This is a genomic window from Ancylomarina sp. 16SWW S1-10-2 (assembly GCF_009669305.1).
GTDB lineage: Bacteria > Bacteroidota > Bacteroidia > Bacteroidales > Marinifilaceae > Ancylomarina.
Window position 1 is genome coordinate 40,738 of the sequence record NZ_SADB01000009.1, and the last position, 19,480, is coordinate 60,217.

16 protein-coding genes are annotated in these 19,480 nt (G+C 32.5%); 4 read left to right on the forward strand and 12 right to left on the reverse strand.

The annotated features are described in order from the left end of the window. The first annotated feature begins 20 nt into the window (after positions 1-20). From EMN46_RS08995 to EMN46_RS09005, 3 genes are read left to right on the forward strand one after another with little or no spacing between them, the layout of a single operon-like run. Positions 21-3,728: a hypothetical protein gene (locus tag EMN46_RS08995; protein WP_154200474.1), complete on the forward strand. Its 3,708-nt coding sequence runs from the start codon at positions 21-23 to the stop codon at positions 3,726-3,728. Between the two features lie 10 nt (positions 3,729-3,738). Further along, the gene (locus EMN46_RS09000; protein WP_154200475.1) at positions 3,739-4,971 is read left to right on the forward strand and encodes a nucleoside recognition domain-containing protein; all 1,233 of its coding nucleotides are present in this window, start codon (positions 3,739-3,741) and stop codon (positions 4,969-4,971) included. A 58-nt stretch (positions 4,972-5,029) separates the two neighbouring features. Next, positions 5,030-5,236, forward strand: a complete 207-nt coding sequence (locus EMN46_RS09005; protein ID WP_154200476.1) for an RNA-binding S4 domain-containing protein — start codon at positions 5,030-5,032, stop codon at positions 5,234-5,236. Positions 5,237-5,311: 75 nt separating this feature from the next. On the opposite strand, the gene EMN46_RS09010 is transcribed toward EMN46_RS09005, so the two are convergent. From EMN46_RS09010 to recR, 4 genes are all read right to left on the reverse strand, one after another. Beyond that, on the reverse strand, positions 5,312-5,839 hold the full coding sequence (locus tag EMN46_RS09010; RefSeq protein ID WP_154200477.1) for a GNAT family N-acetyltransferase: 528 nt from the start codon (positions 5,837-5,839) through the stop codon (positions 5,312-5,314). Positions 5,840-5,878: 39 nt separating this feature from the next. Continuing rightward, a complete protein-coding gene (locus EMN46_RS09015; protein WP_154200478.1) occupies positions 5,879-8,725 on the reverse strand; it encodes a PD40 domain-containing protein in 2,847 nt (948 codons plus the stop codon). A 258-nt stretch (positions 8,726-8,983) separates the two neighbouring features. Next, positions 8,984-10,291 carry a dihydrolipoamide acetyltransferase family protein gene (locus EMN46_RS09020; RefSeq protein ID WP_154200479.1) on the reverse strand — a complete coding sequence of 436 codons (1,308 nt, stop codon included), beginning with the start codon at positions 10,289-10,291 and terminating at the stop codon, positions 8,984-8,986. Positions 10,292-10,502: 211 nt separating this feature from the next. Next, complete coding sequence (gene recR, locus EMN46_RS09025) at positions 10,503-11,123, reverse strand: recombination mediator RecR (RefSeq protein WP_154200480.1); 621 nt, start codon at positions 11,121-11,123, stop codon at positions 10,503-10,505. A 208-nt stretch (positions 11,124-11,331) separates the two neighbouring features. On the opposite strand from recR, the gene EMN46_RS09030 reads away from it, so the two are divergent. Further along, positions 11,332-12,780: a sodium:solute symporter gene (locus tag EMN46_RS09030; RefSeq protein ID WP_154200481.1), complete on the forward strand. Its 1,449-nt coding sequence runs from the start codon at positions 11,332-11,334 to the stop codon at positions 12,778-12,780. A 123-nt stretch (positions 12,781-12,903) separates the two neighbouring features. Here the strand turns inward: EMN46_RS09030 and EMN46_RS09035 are convergent, their stop codons facing one another. The 8 genes from EMN46_RS09035 to EMN46_RS09070 all read right to left on the reverse strand — a co-directional run bounded on the left by EMN46_RS09035 (position 12,904) and on the right by EMN46_RS09070 (position 19,466). Beyond that, positions 12,904-14,256, reverse strand: coding sequence for a reductive dehalogenase domain-containing protein (locus EMN46_RS09035; protein WP_195715230.1), 1,353 nt, complete (start codon positions 14,254-14,256; stop codon positions 12,904-12,906). Between the two features lie 176 nt (positions 14,257-14,432). Continuing rightward, on the reverse strand, positions 14,433-15,512 hold the full coding sequence (locus EMN46_RS09040) for a 3-oxoacyl-ACP synthase III family protein (protein WP_154200483.1): 1,080 nt from the start codon (positions 15,510-15,512) through the stop codon (positions 14,433-14,435). A 214-nt stretch (positions 15,513-15,726) separates the two neighbouring features. Further along, positions 15,727-16,278 (reverse strand): chalcone isomerase family protein, encoded by a 552-nt coding sequence (locus EMN46_RS09045; protein ID WP_154200484.1) that lies wholly within the window; start codon positions 16,276-16,278, stop codon positions 15,727-15,729. Positions 16,279-16,296: 18 nt separating this feature from the next. Next, on the reverse strand, positions 16,297-16,590 hold the full coding sequence (locus EMN46_RS09050) for a PQ-loop repeat-containing protein (RefSeq protein ID WP_154200485.1): 294 nt from the start codon (positions 16,588-16,590) through the stop codon (positions 16,297-16,299). 49 nt (positions 16,591-16,639) lie between these two features. After that, entirely contained in the window at positions 16,640-17,506 is an 867-nt protein-coding gene (locus EMN46_RS09055) for a hypothetical protein (RefSeq protein ID WP_154200486.1), read from the reverse strand. Next, positions 17,445-18,296: a tol-pal system YbgF family protein gene (locus EMN46_RS09060; protein ID WP_154200487.1), complete on the reverse strand. Its 852-nt coding sequence runs from the start codon at positions 18,294-18,296 to the stop codon at positions 17,445-17,447. The genes EMN46_RS09055 and EMN46_RS09060 overlap by 62 nt, the downstream gene beginning before the upstream one ends. After that, positions 18,293-18,781 carry a membrane protein insertion efficiency factor YidD gene (yidD, locus tag EMN46_RS09065; RefSeq protein WP_154200488.1) on the reverse strand — a complete coding sequence of 163 codons (489 nt, stop codon included), beginning with the start codon at positions 18,779-18,781 and terminating at the stop codon, positions 18,293-18,295. The genes EMN46_RS09060 and yidD overlap by 4 nt, the downstream gene beginning before the upstream one ends. Then, positions 18,753-19,466: a hypothetical protein gene (locus tag EMN46_RS09070; protein ID WP_154200489.1), complete on the reverse strand. Its 714-nt coding sequence runs from the start codon at positions 19,464-19,466 to the stop codon at positions 18,753-18,755. Before EMN46_RS09070 ends, yidD begins: the two co-directional genes overlap by 29 nt. Between the last annotated feature and the right edge of the window lie 14 nt (positions 19,467-19,480).

A 19,480-nucleotide genomic window follows, 5' to 3' on the forward strand; every position in this document is an offset into this window, starting at 1 on the left:
AATATAATTGGATTCAATAAATGAGAACTATCATTTTAAAATATACTCGCTTCGCTTTTTTTATACTAGTGTTAACTCTTTTCTCTAATCATAGTTATGCTCAAGAAAGATGTATTGTAAAAGGGGATGTTACAGTTGATGGAGGCGATCTTGATAATGTGAAAATCACACTTTATAAAGACTCCGAACAAGTGAGTGTCAAAAGTGTTCCTAAGAATGGTAAGTTTTCCTATACTTTAAATTTTGGGTACGATTTTATATTTGAATTTTCAAAAGAGGATTTTGTAACTAAAAGAGTTAGTGTTTCGACATATGTTCCTCAGGATGTTCTTGAAAGAGATAGCCGTTTCCCTCCATGTAAATTTTCTATTGAATTGTTCAGGTTTTTCCCAGGTATCGATTTGTCTATTTTTGATCAGCCTATAGGCGTAATCATGTATAATAATGAAACGGATTTAATTGAGACGGACTTGTCGTTTCTTACCGATATTGAGGATGAACTTAAACGTATTGAGGAAGAAACTAGACTAAAACAAAAGGCGTATTTGGCTGAAAAGGCTAGAATAAAAGCGGCGTATAATTTGGCAATTAAAAAAGGCGATATCGAATTTCAAAAAAAGAGTTATGCCGATTCTAAATCTTATTATAATGAAGCCTTAATGCTTAGACCTTACGAAGTTTATCCTAAAGATCAAATTTCTAAGATAAATAATCTATTGTTAAATCAGGAAGGCCAACTTGAAGCTCAACGACTTATTGATGAAAAATACAACGGACTAATTGAATTAGCTGATAAGGATTTTGCTATTGCCAATTACGAACAAGCAAAAGTTAACTATAATGCGGCTATTCAAGTTAAGCAAGCAGAACGATACCCAAAGGATCAGCTTGCTAAAATAACGAAAATTGAACTTGATTTAAGATTGAAAAAAGAGAATGAATCCAATAGATTAGCTGCAGAAAAAGCTTTACAAGAAAAATATGATGCCTTTATCGTATCGGCAGATAATGCATTTGATCTTAAGGAGTATGAAGCTGCAAAGGTTCAGTACACATTGGCCCTTAAACTTAAGTCGGAAGAATTATATCCTCAAGAACAGATTCAGATTATAAATGATAAGTTGGATTATCAGAGACAGTTAACAGCTGCAAACGCCCAATTTATTGCTGAACAGAAAGCATTAGTAGCTGAGTATAATAAAATAATTGAGCTAGCTGATAATCAATTTAAAAAGAAAGATTATTTAACCTCTTTGGCTTCTTATAAAAAAGCTCTTGAGCTAGCTGTTGATGACGTTTATCCTCAAACACAAATTCAAGCGATAAATGATGTTATAGCTAGAGAAAAAGAAATGGCGGCTAATAAGCTAAAACAAAAAGAAATTGATAAGAAATATAAGTCCCTTATTATTTCTGGGAATAAACAGTTTAAGAGTAAGGAATATATTCAGTCAAAACAAAATTACACCGATGCTTTAGGCTTAAAACCCAATGAGACTTATCCTAAAGCTCAACTCCTTAAAATTGAAAGTTTATTATCTAGACAGGCTAAATTGATTGCCGAGAAGGAAGCGCAAGAAAAAAAATATTTAGAATTAGTTGCCTTAGCCGATTCTGGAATGAACATTGAAGCGTTTGAAAAAGCCTTGAGTAATTACCAACAGGCACTTTTAATTAAGCCTAAAGTTGCTTATTTAAAGGATCAAATAGAAAAGGCAAAACAAGGTTTACTTGACAAAAAACAAGAACAAGAAGAGAAAGCAAAACTAGAATTGGCCAAGCAGCAACTTGAAAAGAAATATGCTGCCCTAATTGTAAAAGGAGATAATAGTTTGGCTGCTAAAAAGTATTATGATTCCAGAGAATATTATAAAGCTGCTCTAGATATTAAGCCCAACGAAAAGTATCCTAAAGATCAATTCAACAAACTTGAAGAACTAATGGCGGAAGAACTTCATCAGGCTTCAGCTATTAAGGAATTTGAAGCTAAGTATAAGGAATTTATAGAAAAGGGAGAATCTCAGTTTGGTTCAAAAGAATATGAACTTGCTTATAAAAGTTTTATGAGTGCTTCTAAAATGAAACCTGATGCAAAATATCCTAAAGAACAAATTCAGAAACTCGAAGGATTTATTGCTGAAGCCAATAGAATTAAAGCAGATAGAAAATTGCTAGATGATAAATATCTTGCTTTAATAGGTTTAGCTGATGGCGAATTTAAAGCTGAAAAATATGTTGCAGCAATAGAAAACTATCAGTCTGCATTAGATTTAAAATCTAAAGAATCTTATCCGAAGGAACAAATAAAGCTTGCTAACTTGAAATTAGATGAGCTTGATCGTTTAGCTAAAGAAAAGGAGAAAGAGGAACAAGAAAATAGATTAATTGAGGAGAAATATCAAAATGCAATTGCTGTTGCTGATGAGGCCTTTAATAATAAGACTTATAAAAGTGCAAGATCTGATTATAAAAAAGCTTTAGAGTTTAAACCTGGCGATTTATATGCTACGGCTAAACTTTCAAAGATTAGAGATATAATTGCTGAAAATGATAAAAAGTTAAAAGCAGCTGAACTTCTATCTAAAAAGAAAGCTCTTCTAAATAAGAAATTTGGGGCCTTTATAAGTGAAGGAGATAATTGGTTTCAGAATAAAGAATATGCTAAATCAATTACGGCATATGAATCTGCACTGCAAATTATAAGAAGTGATGAATACGCTTTAAAACAGATTGATTTAGCAAATGAAGAACTAGCTAAGTTGAAACAAGATGAGGCAAATCAATTAGCTCTTATAAAGGAATATGAGGGTTATATAAGTTCTGCAGATAAATTATTTGCAGAAAAGGATTGGGTGTCTGCTAAAGACAAGTATCAGTCGGCTATCGATTTAAATTATAAAAAATCATATCCAAAAGCTCAGATTAAGATTATTGATGTGGCTATTGCCAATAATGATAAATTAAATAGACAGCATAACTTGCTTGAAAAAGAGTTTGAAAAAGCTCTTGCTGCAGCAGATACTCATTTTAAAAAACAGTCATACTCAATAGCTCGATTCCACTATAAGGAAGCAGAGGAAATTAAACCTCAAGATGCCTATGTCAAATCTCAACTTAGAGAGATTGAAATGATTTTTAAGGCTAAAAAGCAATCTGAAGAGGATGAGCTTTTGGCTAAAAATTCAAATGCTTTCAGGGAAAATTTATTAAAAAAGAAAGAAAAAGAGTATAAAGCCTTTATTACTAAAGCTGATGTGGCAATAAAGGATAGATATTTAAGCAAAGCAAAAGCCTATTATGAAAAAGCTTTGGGCGTTTTTGATCGTGATTACCCAAGAGAAAAGTTAAGTGAGATTAAAGAGTTAAGATTTGCTTTTAAATCAGAAAAAGATCGCAAAGCATACAACAGTTTTATGCAATCTGGAGAGAAAGAGTTTGAAAAGAATAATTATTCGGTATCTCGATATTATTATAAGAAAGCCTTAGCATTGGCTACAGATAGAAGTATTATAGAAGATAAATTGAACGAAATTGAAGAAGCTATTGATAAAGATAAAACGGATGCTCTAGATTTAGAGTATAAGGATCTAGTAAATAAAGGTAATTCAGCATTTAAATCGGGTGATTTATCTGTAGCTAAATTCTATTTTATAAAAGCTTTAAAAATAAAACCCAATGATACTCAAATGAAAGAGAATTTGGAGAGTATTAAAAATTCACTGAAGTAAAATAAGACTTATGGCATTAAATTATATCTGGGTTTTCTTTTTTGTATTGGCGTTTATTGTTGGTCTAATTAAGTTGATTGTTTTTGGAGACATGGAAGTTTTTCCTGCAATGGTTAATTCAACTTTTGATATGGCGAAAACGGGTTTTGATATTTCGCTTGGTTTAACTGGCGTTTTAACCCTTTGGTTGGGTATCATGAAAATTGGTGAAAAAGGAGGGATAATTAAAATTTTTTCTCGTTTGATAGGTCCATTTTTCAATCGCTTATTTCCGGAGTTACCTAAAGATCATCCAGCTCATGGTTCTATTATGATGAACTTAGCAGCAAATATGTTAGGCTTGGATAATGCAGCAACTCCTATGGGTTTAAAAGCCATGACTCAAATGCAAGAGGCTAATCCTATAAAGGATCGAGCATCGAATGCGCAAATCATGTTCTTAGTTTTGAATACATCTGGATTAACCATTATTCCAATCTCTATAATGGTTTATAGAGCTCAGCTTGGTGCTGTTAACCCATCTGATATATTTATACCCATATTATTAGCAACATACTTTTCAACTATTACGGGTTTAATAGCTGTTGCAATAATGCAAAAGATAAAATTATGGGATAAGGTCATTCTACTTTATTTAGGAGGAATGACAGCTTTTATTATTGCAATTATTATGTATTTTTCAAGTATCGAGAAAGAACAAATTGCTTTAATTTCGAGAGTTGTAAGTAATGTTTTTTTATTCTCCGTAATTGTATCTTTTATTTTGCTTGCTTTTATTCGTAAAGTAAATGTATATGAGAGTTTTATTGAAGGAGCTAAGGATGGTTTTAACATTGCCGTAAAGATTATTCCTTATCTGATAGCCATATTGGTTGCCATTGGTGTTTTTAGAGCATCTGGCGCTATGGATATGTTTATTCAGGCTGTAGAGAAACTTTGTATTGTATTAGGTGTTAATGGCGATTTTATACCTGCTTTACCAACTGCTTTAATGAAACCGTTGAGTGGATCTGGAGCCCGTGGTATGATGGTTGATGCGATGACTCAATATGGAGCAGATAGTTTTGTTGGACGTACGACTTCGGTTTTACAAGGAGCTACTGATACAACTTTTTATATTGTAGCTGTTTATTTTGGATCTGTTGGTATAAAGAATACGCGATATGCTATTACCTGTGGATTAATTGCCGATTTTGCTGGAATTATAGCTGCAATTGGTATTGCTTATTTATTCTTTCATTAGTCTTTAGAAAATAATATCTTTGCCACTCAATTTGTATAAATATAATAAGCATTAGGCTATGATTAACTTTAAATTAGATACTGAGTATATTGAACTTATAAAGCTTATAAAAGCTTTGAGTATTAGCGAAAGTGGGGCACAGGCTAAGATCTTTGTAGAAGATGGTCAAGTTATACGTAATGGTGAAGTTGAGTTCCGTAAAAGGGCTAAAATTCGTCCAGGAGATAAAATTGAAATCTTTGACGAAGTCATTATTGTTGAATAATAATTTAAAGTCAGTTTTTAAAATATAAAAGTCCAGCATTGCTGGACTTTTCTTGTATAAAACGTTTATCTACTGTTAGGAATTAATCAATTGAAGAAAATATTCATCTTTCCATCCTTCTTGGCTTTTAATCCATTGTTTTTTTGTTCCTGTTATTTCGAATCCCTTTGAACTAAAAAGATTAACACTTGCTTGATTACAAGTTGTAATGTTGCAATAGAGTTGATGTAATTGCAAACTTTTAAAGCAATAGTTAATTAATGTTTCTAAAGCTTCGCTGGCATAACTTTTTTGACGGTGTATTTTATCATGAAGGAGTACCCCAATTCCCGCTCTATTGTGAAAAGGATCAAAGTCGAATAGATCGATTAAACCAATTGCTTCATTATTTTCCTTCAATTCAATAACTAATCTAAGCTGTTTACTTTCATAAATATCTAGATGAGAACTTTCTAAATATTGCTTTAATACGAATAGCGAAAATGGCTTTTGACAATGACTAACTTCCCAGATATCTGAATTATTCTCCCACCTATAAAGTAGTTGAAGATCTTCAGGCTCTAAAGCTCTTAATTGGATCGATTTATTTTCCAAAATTTGCATAAAGTCTATTAAAACAATAATGAGTATTCAGTTGCTAATTTAGTTTTTGTTATACCATTTAATTGTTCTTGTAAAGGCATCGAAATATCCCTTTTTGAAAACAACATTTAGGTATGATTTTGCCTCTTCTTTATTTTCAAATGCATCGTAAGTATACCTCGATAAACCATCTTTCCCCTTATTCATATTAAGTCTTTCAACAGGTAAGTTGTTAAAATAATTTAGCGATTTTGGATTGTTTAAAGCCATAATCTGAATGGTATATTTATTCGATTTCTTAGTGCCTAAATTAGAGAATAGAACTTCTTCACCCCAATATGCTTTACGTACAAAGGCATCCCAATAATTTTTTCTTAGAACTTCGCCAAGTGCAAGTTGTGCTTCATATTTCGAAGGGAAAATTTTATAGCTATATCTGTAAATATCGTTAGAATCTCTATATATATTTACACCTTTCAAATTTTTAAAATATGTAACAGGTCTAGCTTCTTTAAGAGACATTAACTGTATTGTGTAAGCTGTACTTGTTGAGAATTTCATTTTAGGATAAACCAGTTTATCATTAATTACGGTTTGTATAAAAGAATCCCAATAACCCATTCTAATAAGTTTGTTCAACTCATATTTAGCAGCAGTTAATGTTTTAAATTTCATATAAGTGTACCTACTTAAACCGTCTTCGCCTCTGTGTATTTTAACATTATCGAGTTGGTTAAATATTTCTGGTGCTATTGGAAGCTGCAATGCTAATATTTGTATGGTGTAATAATTATCTTTCTTTTTAGGTTCTTTTAGAAGTTTATTCTTTTGGATCATTAGGATCTTTATATTCTTCAAACCTTTGTTTTCTAGTTCTTTTTTTGCTTTTACGACATCTTTGTAGTTTGCATATTTACCAAGAATGTATGAGAATTTATTTCCAGGGTTTTTAACTTCTTTAACTCCGGGTATATCTTTATATTTCTCAATAATACTTGAATCAGATGTGGCTAACTCATTTGTGAAAAATAAAGAACCCAAAGGAGGAATAGTACCAAGACTTTTAATCTCTACTTTTTTAGGTTCATCAGGCGTCTTTATTAATCGTTTAATAATTGGTAATTTTTTTGTCTCTGCAGTTTTAGGTAAAGTATCTGCTTTTACCTCAGGAACTTCGATGCCTTTTTCTACTCCTTTAATTTTACTTGCTTCGAAATCAATTAGTTTAAGTTCAGCAGGGTAATCCTCTTCGTCTTCCAAACGTAGTGCAAGTGGTAGGAGAGTTATGACACTGTGGTTTTCCTTATTTGCATATTCTTTTGGGATATTCATAACGGTACTTAAAGGTCTATAACCTTTAGCTATAATTTCTAGATTGTATTTTTTCCCTGCATTAATAATAAAAAGGAACTTACCTGTAGCTGTATTTGGTTGATACAAACCAACAGTTTTGTTATCTGTGCTTATTTTTATTTTAGCGTTTCCTACAGGTTTACCTTTTGTGTTAACGAGTTTCCCTTTTAGAACAAATAGACCCGTATTTTCAGCATCAGGAAGTTCAATCTTGAATATATCCATTCTACCAAGTGTCCCTTCTCTATACGAAGCCATATAGGCTCTTTTACCATCAGCAGTTGGTGTATAGTAGATATCTTCTCTGGTAGAGTTTATAGGAAAACCAACATTTACTGGTTTACTCCAATGCCCATTTTTTAATGTTGACTTGAATATATCAAATCCTCCCATCGTTTTATGTCCCTTAGAACTAAAATAAAGATGGATACCATCATGGTGGATAAAAGGAGCTTCATCGTCATAAATCGTATTAATATTTGGACCTAGATTCTGTGCAGGTCCCCACTTTCCATTAGGTAATTTTTTTATGCTATAAATATCCATTTTTCCATAACCACCTGGTCTATTACTAGAAAAATAGATGGTTCCACCGTCAGCAGTGATAGAAAGATGGCTTTCCTTGCTGGAGGAATTAATATTGGCATTTAATTTTTGTGGTTTAGTCCAATTTTCACCTTCTTTTTTGCTGACGTAAATATCACCATTACTTGTTTTACTATCTCTATCGTAACTTGCTTTATAAACATAAATTTCTTGTCCGTCAGCAGAAATCGAGATTGAAGCATCATGATCTTTTGAGTTTAATATAGGAATGCCTTCAGGTTTAGACCATACACCATTAACCTGATTTGAAAGATAGATATCTTCGAAGAATTGACCATCTGTATCAACTTTACTACCTGTACCATTTCGTCGAGAAGTGAAAACCATTGTTGCTTCGTCAGCAGTTACACCTGGACTATGTTCTGTATATTCGGTATTGATTGAATTTCCTAAGTTTTTGACTGTTATATTTACAGGATGTTCTGTTAATTGAATAGCATTTCTGCATATTTCAATTTCATGTTCAACGTCAGCAATATAATCTACATCGTCCCGAGCTATCAAGTTTAAAAGGTTATTGAAGGTTCTTATTGCCTTGCTAAATTGATAATTAATATGATATGATTTACCTAGGTTGTAATAGTAGGCAAGAGGAATATTATTTCTTGATTTCGTGTATTTAATTGCATTTTCTAGATATTCTGTCGACTTTTCTTTTTCAGATTCTAGGTTGAAGTAGCAAACTCCAAGCATATTGTTTAGATCTGCATTTTTTCTATCAAGCAGTAGTAAATCGAAAAGAATAGGAGCTGCGTCACTATAATTTCTATTGGCAAAATACATTTCTGCCATCTTTGTTTTTTTTCGTTTACTCGTTTTGTCTTGGGTAGAGAGCGAATTACTAGCAAAACTGTTGTTGATACCAATTGCTACAATTATAAAGAACAAAAAAGTTCTTAAAAGTTGAGTGGATGTTTTTTTTTGAATTCCAGAATTCAATCTCAGCATATATTTAAATATTACAGACAATCAGTTATCATACAAAATTAGAGTGTAGGGTTCTGTTTTTAATATCATTAATTAATAATGATTACAGATTTCAAAATAGCTTTATTTTATCAAATAAAAAGGCAGAATCATTTTGATGTAACCCTTATTACTACTTAACAACACAAGATATGAAAAACTTTGATTTTTTGCATAAAAAAAGTGCTAAATTAGAATTAAGCACTTTTTTTTGATAAATATTAAAGAGGTAAATTTATTTTATAATAATTGATTGGTATCAAAATTTTCTAGGTTTTCAGCAATTCGTTTTAAGAACATGCCACCAAGTCCACCATCAACCACACGATGGTCGTATGATAATGAAAGAACCATGATATGTCTGATTCCAATACTGTCACCTTCTGGTGTTTCAATAACTGCAGGTTTCTTCTTGATTGCTCCAATTGCAAGAATCGCTACTTCAGGCTGATTGATAATTGGAGTACCTGTTGTACTTCCAAATGCTCCCAGATTGGTGATTGTAAAAGTGCTTCCTTGAATTTCATCAGGTTTCAACTCATTAAGTCTAGCACGATTAGCAAGTTCGTTAACCGATTTACTTAAGCCAATAAGATTTTTCTCGTTTGCATCTTTTATAACTGGAACAATCAGGTTTCCATTGGGTAGGGCAGTAGCCATTCCAATATTGATGAAATTCTTACGTATAATTCTGTCACCATCAACCGAAACGTTAATTAAAGGATAATCGGTAATTGCTTTAGTAACAGCTTCGATAAAAATTGGCGTATAAGTTAATTTTTGATTATGTTTTTTAACAAAATCATTTTTAATCTTATTTCTCCATTGAACAATAGGTGTGACATCAACATCTATAAAAGAAGTTACATGGGCTGAAACCTGAAGTGAGTTGGTCATATGTTGAGAAATCAGTTTTCTCATTCTGTCCATTTCAATTATTTCAACGTTTTGTCCTGTATACGACTTGTGGGCTGTAGTGCTTATTTGAGGTGTAGGGGCAGGTGCTGAAGTAACAGGCTTTGCAACTTTAACTACTTTACGATCTTTAATATATTGAAGAATATCTTTTTTTGTAATTCGCTTAGCTTCCCCAGATCCAAGAATAGAGTTTAGTTCTTGGTTTGTAATGTTTTCGGCTTTTGCAATTGTTCTTACAAGAGGCGAAATGAAATTACCATTTTCAGTTTTGGATTTCATTGGCTCATTTTCCTGAACAGGAAATGGAGCTAATGTCATTTCAGGTTTTGCTTCTTCAACAGGAATATCCTCAACTATTGAAGGTGAACTTGAGTCTTCAATGCTTTCACCATCTGTTGTGATTATGGCTACGATATCGCCAACTTTTGGGACATCACCTTCTTCAAATAATATTTTAGCAATGATACCGCTAACAGGAGCAGGAATTTCAGAGTCAACTTTATCTGTTGCAATTTCCATGATTGAATCTTCCTCTTCGACAGAATCGCCTTCTTTTTTTAAGAGCTTTGTAATTGTAGCTTCAATGATACCTTCTCCCATAGCTGGTAGAAAGATTTCGTATTTTGCCATATTGTTGTTGTTTATTTAGTCTAAATAGAATACAAATTTAATTAAAAAAGAGAAAAAGACAAGTATATCTTATTAATGAATTAGTTAACTTTTTTAATTAATAGCTGTTTTTTTATATATCATAAGTTACTTCTTGAAGATAAGCTTTCTTAACGAATTAAATACTGACAAAAGCTAAATTCTTTTAAAAAATATAATCAAGGAATTGAAGTTATAAACTTTTATCGAAAGGCATTCTGTTTAGTAGAGAACGACCTAAAGTTATTTCATCAGTATATTCAAGTTCGTCACCAATGGAAACGCCACGAGCAATTGTAGTAATTGGAACTTGATGAGGTTTCAATTTTTTGTATAAATAAAAATTTGTTGTATCACCTTCCATTGTGGTACTAAGGGCTAAAATTATTTCGGTTAGATCTCCTTTCTCAGCTTTCTCAATGAGTGGTTTAATTTGCAAATCGCTAGGACCAATTCCATCCATAGGAGATATTATGCCACCTAAAACATGATAGATGCCATTGTACTGCTGTGTCCTTTCAATTGACATAATATCTCGAATACTCTCAACGACACAAATGGTCGTTTTATCTCTTTTAGGACTTGCACAAATGTCGCAAATATCTGTATCTGAAATATTAAAACAAGATTTACAATGTTTAACTTCTTCACGTAATTGAATGATGGTGTTCCCAAATTTCCTTACATCTTCTTTGTTCTGATTAAGAAGGTGTAAGACCAATCTAAGAGCTGTTTTTCGGCCTATTCCGGGGAGTTTTGAAAATTCAGAAACGGCATTTTCTAGTAGTTTAGATGGGAAATTATCGTAATTCATACTTTAATTAATAAGCAATATTTGCAAGAGATCAAATTTCTATTTCTAGCTCAAATGTAGGTATTTTTCGGATTAATTAATCTTGAGGGAGTTTAAGATTTTGATGAAGCATATACCTCTTAAAATATGTTTGGTTTAAAATATGGAATAATTTGACAGCATTATGATGATAATTTTTACTTTTGAGTCTTATTTTTAAAAGAATTCTATGTCACCACTAAATATTATACTTGTAGTTGTAGGTTACTTTTCGCTTCTACTGAGTATTTCATATTTCACGAGCCGAAAAGCAGATAATAAAGCCTTCTTCCTGGGAAATAAACAATCTCCATGGTATGTTGTTGCATTTGGTATGGTAGGCGCCTCACTTTCGGGTGTTACTTTTATATCGGTGCCAGGTTGGGTGAGTTCTACAGAGTTTTCGTATATGCAAATGGTGTTTGGATATATGCTGGGTTATATTGTTGTAGCAAATATTCTTCTACCACTTTATTATCGATTGAACTTGACTTCAATTTATTCCTATTTGAAAGGTCGATTTGGTGTAGTTTCCTATAAAACAGGAGCTTCTTTCTTTTTATTATCAAGAATAATTGGTGCTTCATTTCGATTATTTTTAATGGCAAATGTGCTACAAATTACAGTATTTGATGCTTGGAATGTTCCTTTTGCACTTACTGTACTTATTACCATTATGTTGATATGGTTATATACATTTAAGGGAGGTATTAAAACCATAATATGGACTGATAGTCTTCAAACCTTATTTATGCTCCTTTCTGTTGGTATTAGTATTTATCTTATTATGGATAAGTTAGATATGAATGCAGCTAGCTTGGTGAGTTCCATTAATGATTATGGCTGTGGAAAAATGTTTGAATTTGATGATTGGTCGAGTAAACAACATTTTGTGAAACAGTTTTTCACGGGTGCTTTTATCACTATAGTGATGACAGGACTTGATCAGGATATGATGCAAAAGAATTTGAGCTGTAAAAATTTGAAAGAGGCTAAAAAGAATATGTACTGGTATGGTCTTGCTTTTATTCCAGCCAATATGTTGTTTCTGTTGCTCGGCGCTTTACTTTTAATGTTTGCCCAACACGAGGGTATTGCTTTACCTCAACGAGGCGACGATTTATTCCCAATTTTGGCGACTCAATATTTAGGACCCGTTGTTGGCCTTTTCTTTTTGGTTGGTTTAATGGCTGCAGCATACTCGAGTGCCGATTCGGCACTAACATCCTTAACAACTTCTTTTACGGTTGATATTTTAGGTGCAGATGAAAATGATGAAGTAAAGACTAAGAAACTTAGAATTCGTTCTCACCTTTTATTTTCTTTTGTTTTATTGCTTGTTATTTTAATTTTCAAAGCCATTAACGATGATTCTGTTATCTCAGCCATTTTCACGGTTGCCGGATATACTTATGGACCACTTTTGGGCTTATATGCCTTTGGTTTATTCACTTCTATACAAGTAAAGGATAAATGGGTGCCTGTTGTGACAATTGTTGCGCCTATTCTTTGTTATGTATTAGCTCAAAATTCAATGGAGTGGTTTGGCTTTAAACTCGGCTTTGAATTATTAATGTTGAATGGATTATTAACCTTTATTGGTTTGCTGATAATAAGGAGAAGTAAGGCTAAATCTTAAATTTAAGGCTGAGTGAAACAATTCCGATAGCCATCGGAACGCCTCAGGCGTGATGAGAAAAGGATTTTTTTTATTTTCCACATTGTCATATAATGAACTTTCGACTCAGCTTAGGATACCACATTATCGAATCCACTTAGGAAGTTTCTTTGGTTTCGGTTTACGTCCATAAAAGAGATTATCTAAAGGTGCTGCAATACGTCTAAATAGGGGCGAATATTTTATTCCAAATCGAATAGCATTGTGTAATAAGTTGTCAGGATGAGAAAAAGGACAAGTTGCTAAACAGCGTCCACAATCAGTTCCTGCTTTGCACCAATAAGTGAAACAAGATTCTGAATTAATTTGCCATCTTTTTACGCCATCAATCATTTTAGGATCTTCTAAAGATATAGATTTACTTGGGCAAACTTCTGCGCATTTTTTGCAATGTAGGCAGAAGTCTAGCATGTAATTCAATTTTTTTCGATCCCTTGTTTCCAAAGGAAAGTCTGTGGTAACCACACCTACCCGAACTCTTGGTCCTTGTTTGGGAGTCATGAGTAAACCCATACGACCAATTTCACCTAAGCCAGCATCTCTAGCTACCAAAGGACAAATAACTTGGTAATTACCATCAATATGAGCTCTTGCTGAATAACCCAAATGACGTAGAAATTCTGCAATTTGAATGGCAACTCGACCAGAATCGAGGTATTGTTGTGCCGATTCCATTATAATAGAAGATTGCGGTGCAGCTTTCACCATTCCCTCAGTCATTTCGACAGTAAAAGCGATGGCATAAGAATGTGGGTTGTTTATGATATCGCCATATTCGTTTCCACGTCCTTTGTACGAATACCAATGGTAGTCTTTTAGCTTACAAAAGTCAACATCTAAAGCACCTAGTTTCTTAGCCCATGGTTTTAAGAAGATGCCCATATCCTTTGATGAAATTTTTTTTTTCTCAGGATTAACCTGTCCGTCAACAACTTTTTTAAATTGTCCTACGGTAAAGAAACTAGCATGTGCTGCAGCAAAAGCAAGTGTATGATTGAATATTGCTTTTTCTGAACCTAAGCCAGCTTCTCTTCTAAAGGCATCATCTAATACTTTTTTTTCGGGATGTTGTTTATAATAGGTTTTGTAATTTTCACTACCTACTTCTAGTTCATTTCTTGAGAACATAACATCTCTTTCATCAACTTTGTTTAGTGGAGTTTCATCACAAATTGTATCGGAAGTTTTAAAAGGATATATAAATAATAATCCAGTAAGTATGATATCCGCAAAGAGAATTAGAGCTAATATATTGTAATTGTAGTACCAAGCAACGAAATAGGGGATAGGTAATAGTGTACTGATAAGCAATGCAATAAGAGCTGCTTTTTTTTCATTTTCGATATAAAAGATATAAGTGCTGTATAGAAATATGACTAAAAAAGCTAACGAACAAATAAAACAGAATAGTGTTGATAGATTGAAAAGATATGCCATAGCTAATAGTTGCTTATGATTAATATTTGTGTGTATCAATATAGGCTTATTTTTTTGTTTGATAGTAGATTGATTACAAAAAAATAGAGAGGTATGTATCTAGATTATTGGGCTGTATGCAAAAGAGCCTCAATAATATGAGGCTCTTTAGTTATATGTGAGTTTTAGAATATATCCTAAAATTGATAAACGAAGGCATTAATGCTCATACCTGCACCTACGGATGCAAATACAACGTGATCACCTTTCGTGAAATTGTGACCTTCGAGTTTTCCTTTAGCAATCATATCGTAAAGAATAGGCACGGTTGCTACCGAGTTATTCCCCATTTTTTTAATGATCATTGGCATCATGTTATTAGGAACATCTCCTTCTCCATATAGTCGGAATAAGCGTTTAGCAACAGCTTCATCCATTTTTTCGTTGGCTTGATGAATCAAGATTTTTTTGATATCCTTTAAACCTAAACCTGCTTTTTCAATACATTCTTTAACTAACTGAGGAACATTCGAAATGACATATTGATAGATCTTATTTCCTTGCATTTTAATGTAAAAATCACGGTCCCTATTTTGAAATTCAGGATTGTGAGAAGCTCCCGACCAAAGTAAATAAGCTTCATTTAAAGTATCGGTACGAACGGAGTGAGATAAAATACCTGTTGGCGTATCACTTTCAACTCCCTCAAGAATTGTAGCACCTGCACCATCAGCGTAAATCATACTGTCTCTATCGTGCGGATCACAAACTCTCGATAGGGTTTCAGAACCTATAACTAAAACGCGTTTAGCATCACCTGATTTAATAAAATAGTTGGCTTGAATCATCGCTTGCACCCAGCCTGGACAGCCAAATAGAATATCGTAAGCTATGGTCTTTGGATTTTCAATTTTAAGTAAATGCTTGACACGTGCAGCTAAACTTGGCATAAGTTGTGGCGCTACAGTATTAGCAGAAACGTCACCAAAATTGTGAGCAACAAGGATATAATCAAGGCTTTCTTTATCAATGCCTGATGATTCTATAGCTCTGCTTGCTGCAATAAATGCTAGATCTGAAGCTTTTTGGTCCTCACGAGCATAGCGTCTTTCTTCAATTCCAGTAATGTTATAGAATTTTTCTATTACTTCATGAGTTGTTGCACCGTTGGAACTACCATCTGCATTGTAGAAGGTGTTTTTGAGAAATTCTTTGTTCGCTACTTTTATTTCTGGAATATAACTTCCTGAACCAATAATTTTTGAATATATGCTCATCTTTGTTTTTTTTAATATTAAGACAGAGTAGGGTATATGAAAAAAGTTTAAGGTAAAAGTCTTGAAGTTCGTTTAAGTTACAAGTACTTATTTCAAATAAGAGTGTTCTATTATAAAGCGGCGACTAAGATAGAAATTAATTTTAAGTTACGATTTTTTAGACAAAAAAACGCAATCATAAAATGATTGCGTTAAGGCATATTGTAATATATTCTTATTTCAGAAGTTCTGCTTTCAATTTTTTATCAACAGGATTTTTACCTAACCAAATGCCCCAAAGCGCTTGTTTAAAAGCAAGTCCTTTAATTTTAGCAAGCTCTTTACCATTTTTTGAAATAGTAGTTCCTAATTCTACTTGATAGGTGAATTGGAATAAATCTTCTTTATCAACGCCGAGTTTAAAGACGTTTAAAAAGTCTTTAATTTCAGTTTGGATAGGCTCGGTTTTTCCTTGGGTCGATTTTTCGAACCCATCGCGAATAGCTTTATCCATTTTTTCAGCAGTAATTAAACCTGAAATAATACTTAAACGCACAATTGATGTATCATCTCCAGATACAATTTTGTTGGCATCTTGTTGTGTGTCAGAAATGAATAAGCCTAGAGTGTACATGTCCATCCACAGCTTTTCACGAGTTCCTGTTCCTTTTAACTTAAGATCTACATTGTCGATTTTTAAATCAGTTGGAAACGCTTCCGTTTCGTTTTGCGATAGGGCATTTAAACTAAAAAAAGCCAGAATTATTGGTACGAGTAATTTTTTCATCGTATCGATTTTAAAAGTTTAGCTATAAATAATTTTAGCATAACATAAATAGAAGGTTGCTATAATATTAACCATGTAATTAAGCCAAAGAGGGTATTGTCTCTTGCCCGATTTTAGATCGCCTTCCACTATGTATATAAAAGTAAATAGAACACCAAAAGCCCACATTAGTAGGAATGACCAATTGAAACTACTAACATCTTTGGTTTCCCATGTTTGAACAACTTGTGGAATTACACCAATGCTAAGAATGATGTTCCCAAACCAACCTAATGACTTGAAGAAGTCTATTTTCTTTAATAATTTACGCATAATTGTATGGAATTTTTATTTATTAAAAACAATAATACAAATATTCTTACTATAAATTCAGCATATACTTGATTATAGCTTCATTAAAACTGGTATGTCTAACCTTATTGGTCTTATTTGCAAGCTGTTTCGTTCTAGCCATATTACCCGTATAGGTTTTATGAAGAACTCCGAAGCCAGCCATATAGCCTGTGAAATAAAATTTGGTGAATATTTGTTGAATCCCTAGTGCTAAAAAGGCTCCATTAAATAGAAAAGTAAAAGATCCTTCAGTAATTTTGCCGCAATATATTTGACCTGCACCGGGTATAAAACGAGATAGATTTTCGGCTTTTTCTACTGATTTTAGATTTGGTAAATTCTTCTTTGAATATAACGAATCAATTTTTTTAAGAGCAAAATTCTTATAGGGTTCTTCTTTTAGATATTGGTTAGCATATTGCCTAGCCTTTTCATGAGCTGTATCCCATCTTTTCATTTCATTTAAAATAAAAATTTCAATCAGCTGGGTCTCTTTAGGAAGTGTTTTAGCTTTATGTTTAAGTTGTGTTATTTGCATTTGAGCTTTTTGTAGCTTGTTGTCCAAGTAATAGCACAGGCTTAATTCTCTTTTAATATCAATGTAATTATCAATATTTTCTCGAAAGAGATTAATACGCTCAAGTGTTTTGCATGCCTTTGCGAATTCATTTAGTTGTTTATAACATAGGGCTTTCTTATACAGGCAATTAAGGTTGGATTGTTCTGTATCAGAAAAATACAAAAAACGCTCATACTCAATGGCAGCCGATTGGTATTCTTCCATTGAGAATAAACTATCTGCCTTTATTAAAATCTGATTATTTTTAGCTTGACTAATTGAAAATGTTCCGCAAAGGAATATGTAGATTAAATAATATCTTTTGATCCATTTCATGATTAAACTCTTCGTTTGATATTTTTACTGAAAATACTGAGCCGTATATATTACCCACATAAAATATAGTGAATATCGATCCAAATAGAATTGTTTTAAAATTTCTTATTCCTAGTTTTCTATGGTTCTCCAATGTTACTACGCCTGTTGAGGCAACCATAAGAAACGATGCTATACCTTCGCCAGTTTTACCTGCATATATTTTACCCGATCCTGGTATAGCGGCAGACATTAGTCCTGCTAACCACATTTTTTTTTGCTTTCTATTTTTAATTGAAGAATACAACTTGTTCAGATTCTCAACTTCGGTTTGTAAGGCAGGGAGAATTGCTTCTGAACTTAAATTTAAATGTGTATTTTCATAAATATCAAAATTACGTTCTAGAAGTGCAATACCCGATGATTCAAAATTCTTCAACTGTTTGAACCTTGCATTTGTTTCAATATCACTTAGAATTTTTTTAGCTTCTTTATAGTTTCGGGTGTGAGTATAATTGTATGCTGCAAAAAAATGACTTTTATTGTAGAAGTTCGAGTTTTTGCTGACCCTTTTTAAATTATAGGCAGAATTAGTTAATTGTTTAAGAGAGTATAAGCTCCATCCTTTTAGATAGTGTAAACTGTCGCTATTGGTTTTACCCTCTAAATCATTTAACTCAATTAGGGCCTCTTTGAAATCATCGGATTTGACTAAATGGTGAATAAATTCAAATCGTTGTCTGGTAGAATACTGAGCGGATAGACTTATCGATAATATGCAGAAAATAATTAATACGAATGTTTTTTTCACTTTGATTCGAACTTTATTGTAGGTTTGATTTTATAGTAACTCACACTATCGTGGGCATGATGGTTTTTTTGATCGATTTTAAAGTAGTTGATACTGGTAGCAGCTATTCTATTACATCTACATATTCTGTCAGAGCTAAGAAATATGCCTTTGATTAGGCCATATTCTCGAATGGCATCCTTACTAAAATCGGAACAGGTTGGATAGTAGAGGCAGTCAGCCGAAAATTGTTGTGATATGACGTTTTGATAGAGATAGAGAAGTGATCCAAATCCTAAACTGATTGGGTTGTATTTTTTCAACCAACTTTTTTCATTTTTGTAAATGTAATCTCGATGATGTTTATGCTTATCTAAAGTGTTAGTCTTAGTTTTTAGAATCAGTTGAATATTAGTTTTATTTTGGGCATTTAATATGCAATTTGAAGACCAGACAATAATAAGTATGAGAATAAGTTTACAAGCCAAATTTGCTAACTTTTGCATTGTCAGGAATTTTAAAGTTAAAATAGGATGAAGTTGGTGTATCTGCAACATTGATATTTGAAAATACGCTTCGTTGAACAGTCGAATCTCTTTCTGAAGTAAAAATAATTTCAGTCACCTTAGTCGGCATTTTGAAATATGTGGTTGCAAAATAATCATAGTAGTAAATTTTCTTAAGAATATCTCCATTAAGATTAAAATAGGCTGCGTAGATTGGGTAATCACCGTCATAAACAATTTCAATCTTTTTGATTGTTTTCATTGCCTGTGGCGCTTCCCAAACAAATATCAAATACTGATCATCTAAACGAGAATCTACCATAGTAAAGCCTTCTCGTTCTAGGCCTAAATCTTGTTGCTTGTTATTCGCAAAGTAATAAATCAACTCATTTTCGCTTGATAAGGTAATATCTTGTGTGTAAGTAACTGTATTAGTTTTAGGAATATAGAGTTTTAACTCTCCTTTTCGATTGCTTATTTTTATGAATTTGTTAGGCGAACTGTACGATGATACTAAAATTCCTTGTTCTCTATCGTAGAAAAAATCGGCGTGAGCTTTCGTTGATAAACCTTTTTTATACGACTGATTATCCATACTATAACTAATATAATTCGAACTCTTTTGAGAAAAAGTAAGCGTTGGAAGTAAGATGAAAAGGAGTAATGAGAATCTAATAAACAACATATTGTATTATTTGA